Source organism: Flavobacterium sp., assembly GCF_017985075.1.
In the GTDB taxonomy this organism is placed as follows: domain Bacteria; phylum Bacteroidota; class Bacteroidia; order Flavobacteriales; family Flavobacteriaceae; genus Flavobacterium.
This window is the reverse complement of the sequence record NZ_JAGNYF010000008.1, coordinates 43997-58865: the sequence shown is the minus strand read 5'-3', so window position 1 is coordinate 58865 and position 14869 is coordinate 43997. Positions and strand designations below refer to the sequence as shown.

Here is a 14869-nt window from a genome sequence, read left to right as displayed (position 1 = left end):
TTGAGAATTTTAATTCTTTCTTCATTAATGCTTTAACATCAGCTTCAGCTAAGCCAAATTGGAATTTTATAGCATCAAATGGGGTTCTGTCTTCCCAAGCCATTTCTATGATTCTATCGATGGCAATATTATCTAATTCTGTTTTTTGAGCAATTGGCATTATTTTGTTTAATTTTAATTTAAAAAAAGTAAACAAAATTAAGTAGAATAATTTGAATTTCAATACGGAAATGGAATAAAAAAATCCGTTAACAAATATTTGTATAACGGACAATTAAATTTAGCTATAAAAATTTAAAAAAGTGTAGCTACTTCTTGAGTTACAAATTCTAAAAAACGTTCATCTGCCTCTGTAAATGGATCGATAACATGACTGTCGATATCGATTTGACCAATATTTATTCCATTAACAAAAAGTGGTACTACAATTTCCGATTTTACAGTAAAACTACAAGCAATATAATTATCTTGAGCAGAAACGTCAGGAACAACAAAGTTGGCATTGCTTTCTGCTACTTGTCCGCAAATTCCTTTTCCAAATGGTATAACGGTATGATCGGTTGCAGCCCCAACATAAGGACCAAGATGTAATGTTTTATTTTCATGATTTGCAAAATAAAAACCAACCCAATTGTAATACGAAATAGAATCTTGTAATAATTGACAAATACGAATTAGCTTTTCATCTCTATTTTCATTACTGTTAATGATGTTTTTTACTTCTGATTTTATATTTTCAAATTTCATTTTTAATTTTTTTGTAAAATTATACATAAATAAGAAAGTAAAAATTATATTTTTGTTAAAATTAAAATTTTGAAAAACATATTTCAGCAACATAAAGTATTTTTTATTTTTCTGGCGAAATTTATTTTGTGCTATTTTGTAGTTACGATAGTCTACTCGTTTTATTTAAATCATTACCACACACAAAATAATGAAGTTGATAGCATAACGCAATTTGTAGCAGAACAAACAAAAAATACGCTTGTTTTTTTTGGTGCAGATTGTGAGATAATCAAACATGAATTTGAGCCATCATATAAAGTCATCTATAATTCCAAATATATTGCCCGGATAGTTGAAGGCTGTAATTCGGTAAGCGTAATTATTTTATTTGCTACTTTTATATTTGCTTTTTCAAATAGATTTATTGCTACTTTTTTATATATTTTTTTAGGTTCGATATTGATTTTCATATTGAATATTTTCAGAATTGCTTTGCTAACTATAGGGCTTTATAAGTATCCAGAATACGGCACTTTTTTACACGATATTCTTTTTCCATTGGTTATTTATGGAGTAGTTTTTTTACTTTGGATACTTTGGGTAATTAGATTTTCATTAAATAAAAAACAAAATGGATAGTAAAATTAAATATTTTGCCATTGCGGGATTCATTGCGATTTTAGTTTTAATTAGAATTTATGAAAGTAACTTATTTTATGATCCTTTTTTAGAATTTTTTAATGATGCTACACAAAATAAAACTATTCCAAAATATGATGGTTTTAAATTGTTTTTCGGGTTGTTATTTAGATATTTAATCAACAGTATCTGTACTGTTTTCATTATTTATTTACTATTTAAAGAAACGAATTTAGTAAAATTAGCGTCCTTTTTATTGTTAGCTTTTTTTGTGATTTTAACGATACTTTTCTTTTTTTTACTCGAGTTTTCTGCAAATTCAGATGTTGTAATTCTTTTTTATATAAGACGATTTCTGATTCAACCCCTGTTTTTATTATTATTTGTTCCTGCGTTTTATTATCAAAAAAGTGTTAATAAACAATAAGTTAAAAAATAATACCATAAATTTGCAGTAATGAATCTTAAAAAACATATAAGTATTTTTTTAGCATTATTTATTTTATTAGTAAATAGTAGTGCTAGTTTGGTGTTGCATTATTGTAATGACCAAATTGCTTATGTGTCTTTGGTGTATCAAAACAATAAATTAATTGATTCGGCAACGGAAGATTCTTGTTGCGCTTCAGATTCTATAGAATCGGAAGAAGATGGTTGTTGTTCCAATGAGGAAATCAGTACCGATAAAAAAATTGATTATTCTATTTTAAAAGATTTCCAATTTGATTTTTTTGCTGTACATTTTTTAAATGAAACACCTGATTTTTTCGGCAAAACAGCTTTCTTTTATTCAAATAAAAAAAATGTAGATTACTATTGTAATTCTAATGCCCCTCCTTTTTACAAGCTCTATTCACAACTTATTTTTTACGCATAATTTATATCGTTTTTAGTTTTTTCAAATTATAAACTTTATAAATTAATTATGTATAAACTTTTATTATTGGTATTGATGCCAATTTTTTCTTTGGCGCAAAGCAGTGTTCAAGGTAAGGTTACAGATAAGCAAAATAATCCTATCAGTAACGTAAAAATAACAATCACTGAATTAAATAACGTATTGTTTTCTAACGAAAGCGGCTTGTTTAGTTTGATTCAAGGAAACCGAAATCTTGTATTAGTTATTGAAAAAGAAGGGTTTCAAAAACTTGAAGTCAAGCAAAGTACTTTTTCAGATTTCACGATTCAATTAGAAAAAACAGCTTCAGAAAGTAATATTGCAACCGTAACTATTATAAAGAAGCAAAATACGTTAGGTAGAAAACAAAAAGCAGTTACCAATACGCAACATTTATCGCAAGGCGAATTACAAAAAGCCGCTTGTTGTAATTTATCGGAAAGTTTTGAAACAAATCCGTCCATCGACGTTAATTTTTCAGATGCCGTAACGGGTAACAAACAAATTAAAATGTTGGGATTAACGAGTCCGTACATTTTAATGAGTGAAGAAAATATTCCAGCCATTCGAGGCGCGTTGCAGGCAACAGGTTTAAACTTTATTCCTGGAACTTGGGCAGAAAGTATTCAAATTACAAAAGGGGCGGGGAGTGTAGTGAATGGATATGAAAGTATTTCGGGTCAAATAAACTATGAGTTACTTAAACCGCAAAAAGAAGACCCGTTTTTTGCCAATGTTTATGCCTCAAATGATGGCAGATATGAAATTAACACTCATTTTGGCAATAAATATTCAGATAAATTAAGTTCATTAGTTTTAGTTCACGGAAATACCAGAACTATTAAAAATGATATGAATCACGATGGGTTTTTGGATAATCCGTTAGGAAATCAAGTTAATATTTTAAATCGTTGGCAATACAATAATGCAGAAAAAGGTATTATTTCGTTTTTAAATATAAAATATTTTAAAGATGAAAAAACGGGTGGTACAATAAACGACAATTCGCATGAAATGGTGATGAATCCCAATTTATGGACGAGTCTGGTTAATACAGATAAAATAGAAATTTCCAACAAAATTGGATATGTTTATCCAGATATGCCTTTTCAAAGTATTGGTTTTCAACAAGCCTTTCAGTACAATAAAATGCATTCTGAATTTGGAGATAAAACACATCATATTCATCATAAAAATTATTTTTCAAACCTTATTTTTAATTCGATTATTAACAATACAAAGCATAAATTTATAACTGGGTTGAATTTTAATTATGATACATTTGAAGAACATTTAGAAGCCAATTTTATGGCGGAATATGACAGAATTGATACTTCAATTGGTTCGTTTTTTGAATATTCTTACGATAATTTAAATAATTTCAGTTTCGTTTTAGGTGCCAGAGCGGACAATCATAACAGATTGGGCTTATTTTTTACCCCAAGAGCCCATGTTAAATATAATCCGTTTGAAAAAACTACATTTCGTTTTTCTGCAGGAAGAGGAAAAAGAGCCTCAAATATTTTTGCTGAAAACATAAATATTTTGGCCAGTTCAAGAGATATTATTATTAAAAATGAAAACGGAAAATTATATGGTTTAAATCCAGAAATAGCATGGAATTATGGAACAAGTTTTATTCAGAAATTCTATCTTTTTGGAAAAGAACATGAACTGGTTGTGGATTATTATAAAACCGATTTCAGTAATCAAATTGTGGTGGATTTGGAAAATGCAAGGCAAGTGACTTTTTCTAACTTAAATGGAAAAAGTTTTGCAGAATCATTTCAAATTGAATGGAATATTAATTTAATGACGCATTTAAATGTTAGAACGGCCTATAAATATTTAAATGTTAAAACCGATTATGCGACTGGATTATTAGATAAACCATTACAAGCTAAAAATCGTTTCTTTGCTAACATAGCTTATGAAACGCATATTTTGGAAAAAGGACAACAATGGAAATTTGATGCTACTTTTAATTGGATTGGTCAACAAAGATTGCCAAATACACAAGCAAACCCAGTTCTGTATCAATTATCGGAATATACGCCAAGTTATCAGCTTGTAAATGCGCAAATAACGCGAACGTTTTCAAGTACATTTGAAATGTATTTTGGAACAGAAAATTTAGGTAACTTTAAACAGAAGAATGCCATAATTGCATCGGATAATCCTAACAGTCCGTATTTTGATAGTACCATGATTTATGGACCCGTTTTTGGTACGATGTATTATGCAGGAATACGATTTAAAATAAAAGATAAAAAAGAACAAAATCATATAAATCATTAAAAAACAAAAAATTATGAAAAAAATAGTATTAGTAGTAGTGTTTGCCTTTTTTGGAATGAATGCAAACGCACAAGAACAACCTAATAAAAATAAAAAAGTAGAAATTGAGGTAAATGGTAATTGTGATATGTGTAAAAAACGTATTGAAAAAGCCGCGTTTTCTGTAAAAGGAGTAAAAAGCGCTGTTTGGCACGCAGACCATCAAGACCTACATTTAATTATAGATGAATCAAAATGTACTGTTTTAGATATAGAAAAAGCCATTGCAAAAGTAGGTCATGACACTAAAGATATAAAAGCTACAGATGAAGATTATGACAAAATTCACGGTTGTTGTTTGTATCGAACAGAAGCAAAGCATTAATTTTATAAAAAATTATTATATTTGATTTATTAACCAATTAAAAATTTCATTATGCCTTTTAATTTTTATGCAATTTTAGCAGCCACTTTTGTTTCATTAATTGTAGGCTTTGTTTGGTACAATCCGAAAGTTTTTGGAACAATTTGGATGAACGAAACAGGAATGACTGAAGAAAAAGCCCGTCAAAGTAACATGCTTAAAGTTTTTGGATTAACCATTTTTTATTCTTTTTTAATTTCATTTACATTATCTGGAATAGTAATTCATCAATTTGGTGCGTTAGGCATGGTTGGTGGAGATGCTACAAAAGCGCTACCGTCGTATGCAGCATTTATGGCAGATTACGGAGATGCATTTAGAAGTTTTCAACATGGTGCGCTTCATGGTTTTTTTACAGGATTATTTTTTGTTTTACCAATTACAGCAATAAATAGTTTATTTGAACAAAAATCTTGGAAATATATAGTAGTTACTTCAGGGTATTGGATGGTTTCATTAACAATTATGGGTGCAATAATTTGCGGTTGGAAATAATTAACATTTATTTATAAAATAGAAGTCCTACATTTGTGGGACTTTTTTATGCCTTGAAAAAAATTACATTAAAAATATTCGATTCAATAAAAGACGTTCCAGAAAATTGGAATGCAGTTGCCGTTGCTAATCATTTCTTACAACTTCCTTATTTAGAAGTTTTAGAACGTTCGGCGCCAACAAATATGCAATGTTTTTATATTGGATTTTATGAGGATTTAGAACTAATAGGTGTTTCTTTAGCCCAATATTTAGATTTAAATAAATTAGAATCGTTTGGAGAAAGAGATAACTTTTTTAAAAAATTTATTCGAAATTTTATTTTTCGAAATTTTGCTTCACATACATTGTTTATTGGAAATAACATGATTACCGGTCAAAATGCTTTTGCTTTTCAGAAAGAAATCAGTTTTGAGGAAGTTAGTTATATTTTAAAACAAAGTTCAAAAGAATTAGAAGCGTATTTCAAACAAAAAGGGATTAAAATTCATTTGATTTCTTTTAAAGATTTTTATCAGAATTGTGCTGTAGAATTTAAAAAATATGCTTTCGATAAAATATACGAATTCAATACGCAACCCAATATGATTTTCGAAATACCAACGAATTGGAAATCAAATGAAGATTATTTTAATGCCTTTTCAAAAAAATATCGAGATCAATATAAAAGAGCGCATAAAAAATTTGAAGGAATTTCTGTAAAAGAATTAGACGTAAATGAAGTAGTTTCATTTGAATCTCGAATCAATGAATTATATCATTACGTAGCGAAAAACGCACCATTTAATACATTCTTTTTAGCAGAAAACCACTTTTCAACATTTAAAAAACAATGTGGTCATGGTTTTAAAATTTTTGGTTATTTTTTAAATGAAAAATTAGTGGGATTTCATTCCGTTTTGTTAAATGATTCGGTTTTAGAAACCTATTTTTTAGGATACGATGATCAAGTTCAAAAAGATAAAATGTTGTATTTGAATATGTTGTACAATATGACAGAATTTGGAATTACTCATAATTTCAAAAAAATTATATTTGGTAGAACAGCCTTAGAAATTAAAAGTTCAATAGGAGCGACACCTGTTTTGATGTCGGGTTTCATCTACCATAGTAATCCATTAGTCAATAGATTTTTAGGAAAAATATTTAAAAATTTAGAACCCGAAACCGTTTGGCAACAACGTCACCCATTTAAATAAACAAATCACGTATTTAGTATTTCTTTTTTATTGATAAAAACGAATTGTTTTCTTATTTTTGAAAATAAATTTAATTTATGAAAAAACTCTTTTTCTTTTTCTTATTATTTTCACAGTGCTTAATTTCTCAGACTTTGTTTGAGAAAGCAGAAAAGTTATACAAAGAAAAAAAGTTTGAAGAAGCCAAAGCGGTATTTGAAAGTTACTTAAAATCAGATCCCAACCATCTAAAAACCATTGAATATTTAGGTGATATTGCTGGAAATTCAAAAAAATGGGATGTCGCAATTGCTTATTATAAAAAATTAAAACTTCAAAACCCAAATAGCGCTACGTATTGGTTTAAATATGGCGGCGCATTAGGAATGAAAGCCAAATCTGTAAATAAATTTAAAGCAGTTGGTATGATAGGAGATATAGAAACCGCTTTTTTAACGGCTGCTAATTTAGATAAAAAACATCTTGAATCGCGATGGGCGTTAGTAATGTTATATATTGAATTGCCTGGTATTATTGGCGGTAGCGAAACTAAAGCATTGAAATATGCAGATGAGCTTTTGGCCATTTCAAAAGTAGAGGGTTATTTGGCAAAAGGCTATATTGATGTATATTACAAAAGATATAAAGCTGCAGAAGTAAATTTAATAAAAGCACATCAAATAGGGAAATCAGCCATAACATATGCCAAATTATACGATTTATATATGTATAAGTTAAAAGATAAAAATAAAGCACAAAACATTAAAAAGTAATTAGGTAAATGGTTTTAGGTAGAGGATAAACTTTACCTTTTGCCATATATCTTTCACCATTAACCATATCACATGCGTACACATTTCATAGCCATTGGCGGAGCAGCCATGCACAATTTAGCATTAGCGTTACATAATAAAGGATATCAAATAACAGGTAGCGATGATGCTATTTTCGAACCTTCTAAATCTCGATTAGAAAAGAAAGGATTATTACCTGTTGAAATGGGTTGGTTTCCTGAGAAAATCACAACTGATATTGAAGCTGTTATTTTGGGAATGCACGCTAAGGAAGATAATCCTGAATTGTTGAAAGCACAAGAATTAGGATTGAAAATTTATTCGTATCCAGAATTTTTATATGAACAATCTAAAAGCAAAACTCGCGTTGTAATTGGTGGTTCTCACGGGAAAACAACTATTACTTCTATGATTTTACACGTAATGCATTATCATAATATTGAAGTAGATTATATGGTTGGCGCACAATTAGAAGGATTTGACACAATGGTGCATCTAACAGAAACTAACGATTTTATAGTTTTAGAAGGTGATGAATATTTATCTTCTCCTATGGATAGACGACCAAAATTTCATTTGTATCAACCAAATATTGCCTTGCTTTCAGGAATTGCTTGGGACCATATTAATGTGTTTCCTACGTTTGAAAATTATGTAGAACAATTTAGTATTTTCACTTCGCAAATTACAAATGGCGGTATTTTAGTGTATAATGAAGAAGACACAACCGTAAAACAAGTAGCCGAAGAAACTACAAACCCAATTCGTAAAATTGCCTATCAAACACCAAGTTATACTGTTGAAAACGGAACTACTTTATTAGACACGCCAGAAGGCCCCATGCCAATTGAAGTTTTTGGCGCACATAATTTAAATAATTTAGCGGGTGCCAAATGGATTTGTCAATGTATGGGTGTAGATGAGGTTGATTTTTACGAAGCGATAGCTACTTTCAAAGGCGCAAGTAAGCGTTTAGAGAAAATTGCAGAAAGCAGTAATAAAGTCGCTTACAAAGATTTTGCACATTCGCCAAGTAAAGTTTCAGCCACTACAAAAGCAGTTAAAGATCAATATCCTGATAGAAAATTAATTGCTTGTTTAGAATTACATACGTACAGTAGTTTAAATGCCGAATTTTTAAAAGAATACGAAGGTGCATTAGACGCAGCAGATGTAGCTGTTGTTTTTTATTCACCAGATGCGGTAAAAATTAAACAATTAGACGAAGTATCTTATGAACAAATTGCACAATCATTCAATAGAAAAGATTTAATTATTTATACGAACCCAGCAGAATTTAAAGACTATTTATTTGCACAAGATTTTAATAATTCTGCTTTACTTTTAATGAGTTCAGGAAATTATGGCGGATTGAATTTTGATGAAGTGAAAAATTTGATGAACTAATTTGATAATTTGAAGATTTGAAAATTGAGTAGACATTTTCAAATCCTCAAATTAATTAATCTTCAAATTATTTTCCATATTTAAAATGTCCAACTATCGTATAACTAAATAAACAATCTTCTAAAACTTGTCCGTTACCAATATTGTGTACAATTAAATTACGTTTTCCATCTTTCGATTTTAAATGGGTAATAATTCCAATATGCGGCAATTTATCATGGATCATCCAAGTTACAATTTCGCCAGTTTTATAATCGTTTGCGTTTTGAGTAATTGATAACGTTTTTCCTTTTCTACCAAAGAATACTTCTAAATTTGGGACTCTTCTGTGGTCGATATTTTTATCTGTAGTTTTTAATCCCCATTTTTTTAAGTTAGGATATTTTGTGAAATTCGCCACCATATCTTCGTGAACTTCTTTTTGTAAATCGATATTTAATTTTCTGTAAGCACGAATTATTACGTCTGTGCAAACGCCAGTTTTTGCTGGAACATCGCCATTTGGATATTTTAATTTCACATAATCGGGTGTATAAACAACATCTTTATCAATAATTTGAATCGCTGCATTTGATAACTTTTCTGCAAATGAATTTGGGTTTTCAATTGAATAAATTTCTTGTTTTTCGGAAATTAAAATTGTTGTATCAGAAAGTGTTTCTTGTTTGTTACAAGAAGTAAAACTTAATAAAAAAGTTATAATGAAAATGTAATTCATAAGTTTGGGTTTTAATAATTAACGCAATTACAATCGTTTTATTTTGAAAGACTTAAAAATAATTTTACATTTGATTTTTATAAACGCCAAAATAAATTTTTATGTACACGCCAATTAATCAGTGGGCTGAAGACGATCGTCCACGAGAAAAACTTCAACTTAAAGGTAAGTCAACCTTATCCGATTCGGAATTATTAGCTATATTAATAGGTTCAGGCTCAAGAAATGATAGCGCAGTGCAATTGTGTCAGCGAATTTTAGCAGCATCAAACAATAATCTCAATCAACTTAGTAAACTCTCAGTTCATCAATTAATTCAATTTAAAGGTATCGGCGAAGCAAAAGCTATAAGTATTGTTGCTGCTTTAGAATTAGGGAGAAGAAGAAGATTAGAAGAAGCTACAGAGTTACCAAAAATCACATCAAGTAAAAATATATTTGAAATTATGCAACCCATAATTGGAGAATTACCTCACGAAGAATTTTGGGTATTATATTTAAATAATTCAAATAAAGTAATTCATAAATCGCAAATTAGTAAAGGCGGTATCACAGGAACTGTTGTAGATAATAGAATGGTTTTCAAAACTGCTTTTGAATATCACGCCACATCAATAATTTTATGCCATAATCATCCATCTGGCAAATTACAAGCCAGTGAACCCGATTTGCAATTGACTAAAAAGCTAAAAGTTGCAGGTCAAACTTTAGATGTTTTAGTATTAGACCACATTATTGTTACTGAATTTGGATATTTAAGCTTTAAAGATTCGGGTATTTTTTAGTATGGGTACGCAGATTTTTTTGATTTGTTTTCAAAAACATAAATAAAAAAAATCTATGTATCTATGTCTTTAAAATAGTTAATGTACTTTTGCAAAATAAATTTACAATCAATACAATGAACGAATTATATCAATTTTCCAAACAAGATTTAAGATTAGTTTCACAAATAAAACAACATCAAAATATTTCGGCTATTTTTTATCATTTTTGGATAAATTTAGTCAACCCTGAAGAAAAATTTGTTTTTGTGGATACTATTGAAATTGTTTTTGATAAAACAACTACTTATTTTTTCAAAATTAATGAAGAAGATAATGGTTATACAATTTCTTCAAACTACAATTTTGAGGAGGAACAAAAAATGTTAGCCGAAAAATTTCAAGAAGTGCTTTCGTTAAAAAGAGTAGATGTGAGCGCAGCTACTATTTGGAAAGATAAAATTAAAACGCCTCTTTTATCTGTAAATACAGTAAATGATTACGAAAACAGAAACGAAAATTTTATTCATTTTGATTTTATTGATGGTTCATTAGCAATTTATTACAATGAAGAAAAAGGATTATTAGTGGAAGATTACGAAGCATAACCGCCATTTAATTGATAGAGATAAATTTTTGTTAATACATTTTCTATCTTATTTCAATATTCTTATCTTGCCACATAATACAGAACAAAATGATAAGTACTAAAAACATCACGTTTTCTTATAATAAAGATCAAAATTTCATTATGCCTGATTTATTTTGTCAGGCAGGAAGTACTATTTTAGTAACTGGAAATTCAGGTAAAGGAAAAACTACCTATTTGCATATATTGGCAGGTATGTTGCAACCCAATTCTGGTGAAATTTTAATTGATAATACAGATTTCACAAATCTTAAAGGAAGCAAAGCAGATAAGTTTAGAGGTAAAAATATTGGTGTGGTATTTCAAAAATCGCATTTTATTGCTTCGCTATCCGTTTTAGAAAATTTAGAAATGGCAAGTTGGTTAGCTACAGGTAAAAAGCATACCAAACGCGCTAAAGAATTATTAAATAAATTAGATATTTTAGAACAAGCGCACAAACAACCAAGCCAATTGAGTGTCGGACAACAACAACGTGTTTCTATAGCTCGTGCATTAATTAATGAGCCAAAAGTATTATTAGCTGATGAACCTACATCAAGTTTAGATGATAAAAATACAGACAATGTAATTGAGTTATTGGAATCATTATCTAAAGAATACAAAGCCGCTTTAATTATTGTTACACACGATAGTCGTATTAAAGCCAAATTCACCAATCAAATTACAATGGTATGATCGGAAAATTAGCATGGAAAAATATTTGGTTTAAACCATTAAATACCATTTTGAGCATTTTGTTATTAACGGCTTCTGTAGCTATAATAACAGTTTTGATATTAGTTGAAAAACAATTTGAAGAAAAATACCAAAGCAATTTAGATGGTGTCGATTTGGTCCTTGGAGCTCAAGGAAGTCCGTTGCAATTGGTTTTGTCATCAGTATATCAAGTTGATGATCCAACAGGTAATATTAGTTACGATTCGGTAAAAGTGTGGATGCAACACCCGTATGTAAAAAAAGCCATTCCGTTAGCATATGGTGATAATTATGTAGGATTTAAAATTGTAGGAACTACTCCAGATTATATAGAAAAATACCAAGCTAAAATTGCTGAAGGTAAAGTGTTCAAAAATAATTTTGAAGTAGTAGTAGGTGCTGAAGTTGCTGAAAAATTAAATTTAAAATTAGGAGATACTTTTAAAGGAACTCATGGTAGTGCTGCAGAAGGTGAAGTTCACGACCACGGTGAATATATTGTGGTAGGAATTGCATCTAAAACAGGAAAAGTAATTGATAATTTAATTCTGTCAAATATTCCAACCGTTTGGCAAATGCACCATGAAGAAGGTCACGAAGAAGTTGCCGAAAATCCTGCTCACGGAGAACCTGGACATATGCATGATGAAGAAGAGCATGTTCATTCAGCGGAATGTGATCATGATGCTCACGAAACGGATATGACTATAGATGAGCCAAATATGGAAATAACTTCTGTTTTAATTGAGTTTAAAAACAAAATGGGCGTTTTTATGTGGCCAAATATTATCGCACAGAATACAAAAATGCAAGCCGCTTTGCCAACGTATCAAATGAATAGATTATTCGATATGTTTGGAGTGGGATTAAATGCGTTGAAATATTTAGCATTCGGAATTATGCTAATTTCTGGAATTTCTATTTTCATTGCTTTATTTAATACCTTAAAAGAAAGAAAAGCTGAATTTGCCCTTTTACGCGTTAATGGCGCCAAAAAACATCAACTGCTTTTGGTTGTTTTACTTGAAAGTATTTTACTTTGTATTGTAGGGTATTTTTTCGGAACTGTTCTGGGTAGACTAGGAATAGTTTTGTTATCAAAAGCATCAGAATCTGATTTTAAATTAGGATTTAATCCTATGGAAATTATCTGGGAAAAAGAAGGGCTTTTATTTGGTCTAACCCTTTTGATTGGGTTGTTAGCTGCTTTAATTCCAGCCATAAAAGCTTACACTATAAATATATCTAAAACTTTAGCAAATGCGTAATTCAGTAAAAACAGTAATGGCCTTTTTAATAGGTGTTTTTTTATTTAGTTTTCAAAATCAAGGAGAAGTAACTACTTATACATCTTCAAAAAGAGTAGTTGTTGCAGCTGACACACTAACTTGGAAATTGTTGGGAGAAATTAAATATATGAAGAAAAAGCATGCCTCGTATGGCGAAGTTGATTTTCCAATTATTAACACAAAATTGAAAAAATTAGCTAAGAAAACAATTGTAATGAGTGGATTTATTGTGCCTATTGATAACAAAAATTACGCATTGAGTAAGAACGTTTTTGCTTCTTGTTTTTTCTGCGGAAAATCAGGACCAGAAACTATTATGGGAATAAAATTTAAAGGCGCTACACCAAAATTAAAAACCGATACGTATTTAACAATAAAAGGTACATTTCGTCCAAATGAAGATGACGTAGAAAATTGGATTTATAACTGTGAAAATGCGGAAATTGTAAACGGAAAATAAATTGGAGGCTATAAAACATATTTTTTTCGATTTAGATCATACGCTTTGGGATTTTGAAAAAAATTCGGCTTTAGCTTTTGAAAAAATATTTCAAGAACTAAATTTCGATATCAATTCTCAACAATTTATGGATATTTATAATCCAATTAATGTTGCGTATTGGAAATTATATGAGAAAAACGAAATTGACCAAGAAACCCTTCGTGTGAGTCGCGTTAAAGATGCTTTTGAAGCGTTGAATTATTCTATTACATTAGATGAAATTAACATCATTTCGAATTTATTTATTGAATATCTGACTTCAAATAATCATTTGATAGAAGGTACAATTGAAACATTAGACTATTTAAAAGATAAATATATATTGCATATTATTACAAACGGATTTTCATTTGTTCAAGATGTAAAATTGCAAAAAAGTAATTTGGATAAATATTTCGTTACCATCACCAATTCGGAAGCAGCGGGGCATAAAAAACCACATGAAAATATTTTTAATCACGCGTTAACTATTGCAAATGCGTCTAAAAATGAAAGTATTATGATTGGAGATAGTATTGAAGCAGATGTTTTAGGAGCTATGAATTTCGGAATAAAAGCTGTGTTTTTCAATCCAGCAAATGAAATGGTTTCAAATAATGAAATTCTTCAAATTCAAAGTTTAACACAATTAAAAAATATATTATAATGAAAAATTTCTCAATTTTAATACTCGTTTTTTTATCTTTTACTTCTTTTGCTCAGCAAAACAAGGTAATTATTATTTCTAATAAATACGAATTTCAAAAAGAAAAAAACACGTATAACATCAATAATATGCTTAAAGCTATTTTGGTTTCAAATAAATACCAAGTATTTTTTGAAGATGAAATATTGCCTGTAGAAATTGCGCAAAACAGATGTAAAGCTTTAGCTGGAGTTTTAGTAGATAACAGCAATATGTTTTTAACAAAAATGAAATTCCAAATTAAAGATTGTCAAAATAATTTGTTGTTTGAAACGGCAGAAGTAAAAACAAGAGAAAAAGACATACAAAATGCTTATATTGAAGCTATAGGTTTGTTAAGCCCAGAATTAAAGAAATACAAACCTGTTGTAACTAATGCAAAAGAAGTTGTTGTAGAAACAAAATCAACTGAAGTTGAAAGTGTTGTATCAACGGAAAAGCCTTTAGTAAATGAGTTTAAAACGTTTTTGAATTGTAGTTTTGAAAAAAGTTTAGATGATACACGTGATTTTGAAATTGTAGGAACTGAGCAAAATGTTTTATTGTTTTTGCAAAGAACTAAAACCCCTAATGTTTTTATTGCATACAAAGAAGGTGTAAATGGTATTTTTACAAAAACAGATAACAAAGGTATTTTCGAATATTATATTGATGGTAAATATATGGTTGAGGAGTATTTGTTTTAGTAAAAGGTTACTTTCCTTACGCCCAACACCTTTAAC

General features: G+C 29.3%; 19 protein-coding genes. 16 read left to right on the top strand and 3 right to left on the bottom strand.

Annotation, left to right across the window (positions count from 1 at the left end):
• Positions 1-160 (bottom strand): TIGR03643 family protein (locus KA468_RS03320; RefSeq protein ID WP_291241518.1); only part of this gene is annotated, 160 nt, incomplete at its 3' end.
• Between the two features lie 134 nt (positions 161-294).
• Positions 295-747 (bottom strand): GAF domain-containing protein, encoded by a 453-nt coding sequence (locus KA468_RS03315; RefSeq protein WP_291241515.1) that lies wholly within the window; start codon positions 745-747, stop codon positions 295-297.
• A gap of 69 nt (positions 748-816) precedes the next feature.
• Between KA468_RS03315 and xrtF the strand changes: the two genes are divergently transcribed.
• The 9 genes from xrtF (at position 817) to KA468_RS03270 (ending at position 8841) form a co-directional block, all read left to right on the top strand.
• Positions 817-1368, top strand: coding sequence for an exosortase family protein XrtF (xrtF, locus tag KA468_RS03310; protein ID WP_291241514.1), 552 nt, complete (start codon positions 817-819; stop codon positions 1366-1368).
• On the top strand, positions 1361-1795 hold the full coding sequence (locus KA468_RS03305) for an exosortase F system-associated protein (protein WP_291241513.1): 435 nt from the start codon (positions 1361-1363) through the stop codon (positions 1793-1795). The genes xrtF and KA468_RS03305 overlap by 8 nt, the downstream gene beginning before the upstream one ends.
• A 30-nt stretch (positions 1796-1825) precedes the next feature.
• A complete protein-coding gene (locus KA468_RS03300; RefSeq protein ID WP_291241512.1) occupies positions 1826-2245 on the top strand; it encodes a hypothetical protein in 420 nt (139 codons plus the stop codon).
• Between the two features lie 48 nt (positions 2246-2293).
• The gene (locus tag KA468_RS03295) at positions 2294-4564 is read left to right on the top strand and encodes a TonB-dependent receptor (RefSeq protein ID WP_291241511.1); all 2271 of its coding nucleotides are present in this window, start codon (positions 2294-2296) and stop codon (positions 4562-4564) included.
• 10 nt (positions 4565-4574) lie between these two features.
• Complete coding sequence (locus tag KA468_RS03290) at positions 4575-4928, top strand: metal transporter (RefSeq protein WP_291241517.1); 354 nt, start codon at positions 4575-4577, stop codon at positions 4926-4928.
• Positions 4929-4979: 51 nt separating this feature from the next.
• Positions 4980-5462, top strand: coding sequence for a DUF1761 domain-containing protein (locus tag KA468_RS03285; RefSeq protein WP_291241510.1), 483 nt, complete (start codon positions 4980-4982; stop codon positions 5460-5462).
• 53 nt (positions 5463-5515) lie between these two features.
• Positions 5516-6661, top strand: a complete 1146-nt coding sequence (locus KA468_RS03280) for an 8-amino-7-oxononanoate synthase (protein ID WP_291241509.1) — start codon at positions 5516-5518, stop codon at positions 6659-6661.
• Between the two features lie 77 nt (positions 6662-6738).
• Positions 6739-7413 (top strand): tetratricopeptide repeat protein, encoded by a 675-nt coding sequence (locus KA468_RS03275; protein WP_291241508.1) that lies wholly within the window; start codon positions 6739-6741, stop codon positions 7411-7413.
• A gap of 72 nt (positions 7414-7485) precedes the next feature.
• Positions 7486-8841: a Mur ligase family protein gene (locus tag KA468_RS03270; RefSeq protein WP_291241507.1), complete on the top strand. Its 1356-nt coding sequence runs from the start codon at positions 7486-7488 to the stop codon at positions 8839-8841.
• A gap of 67 nt (positions 8842-8908) precedes the next feature.
• On the opposite strand, the gene KA468_RS03265 is transcribed toward KA468_RS03270, so the two are convergent.
• Entirely contained in the window at positions 8909-9559 is a 651-nt protein-coding gene (locus KA468_RS03265; protein WP_291241506.1) for a DUF1287 domain-containing protein, read from the bottom strand.
• Positions 9560-9660: 101 nt separating this feature from the next.
• On the opposite strand from KA468_RS03265, the gene radC reads away from it, so the two are divergent.
• The 7 genes from radC to KA468_RS03230 all read left to right on the top strand — a co-directional run bounded on the left by radC (position 9661) and on the right by KA468_RS03230 (position 14833).
• Positions 9661-10344 (top strand): DNA repair protein RadC, encoded by a 684-nt coding sequence (gene radC, locus KA468_RS03260; protein ID WP_291241505.1) that lies wholly within the window; start codon positions 9661-9663, stop codon positions 10342-10344.
• A gap of 116 nt (positions 10345-10460) precedes the next feature.
• A complete protein-coding gene (locus KA468_RS03255; protein WP_291241504.1) occupies positions 10461-10931 on the top strand; it encodes a hypothetical protein in 471 nt (156 codons plus the stop codon).
• A gap of 89 nt (positions 10932-11020) precedes the next feature.
• Positions 11021-11650: an ABC transporter ATP-binding protein gene (locus tag KA468_RS03250; protein WP_291241503.1), complete on the top strand. Its 630-nt coding sequence runs from the start codon at positions 11021-11023 to the stop codon at positions 11648-11650.
• Positions 11647-12939 carry an FtsX-like permease family protein gene (locus KA468_RS03245; protein ID WP_291241502.1) on the top strand — a complete coding sequence of 431 codons (1293 nt, stop codon included), beginning with the start codon at positions 11647-11649 and terminating at the stop codon, positions 12937-12939. Before KA468_RS03250 ends, KA468_RS03245 begins: the two co-directional genes overlap by 4 nt.
• A complete protein-coding gene (locus KA468_RS03240) occupies positions 12932-13420 on the top strand; it encodes a hypothetical protein (RefSeq protein WP_291241501.1) in 489 nt (162 codons plus the stop codon). The genes KA468_RS03245 and KA468_RS03240 overlap by 8 nt, the downstream gene beginning before the upstream one ends.
• A gap of 1 nt (position 13421) precedes the next feature.
• Positions 13422-14108: a YjjG family noncanonical pyrimidine nucleotidase gene (locus KA468_RS03235; RefSeq protein WP_291241500.1), complete on the top strand. Its 687-nt coding sequence runs from the start codon at positions 13422-13424 to the stop codon at positions 14106-14108.
• Complete coding sequence (locus KA468_RS03230) at positions 14108-14833, top strand: hypothetical protein (RefSeq protein ID WP_291241499.1); 726 nt, start codon at positions 14108-14110, stop codon at positions 14831-14833. Before KA468_RS03235 ends, KA468_RS03230 begins: the two co-directional genes overlap by 1 nt.
• Positions 14834-14869 lie beyond the last annotated feature (36 nt).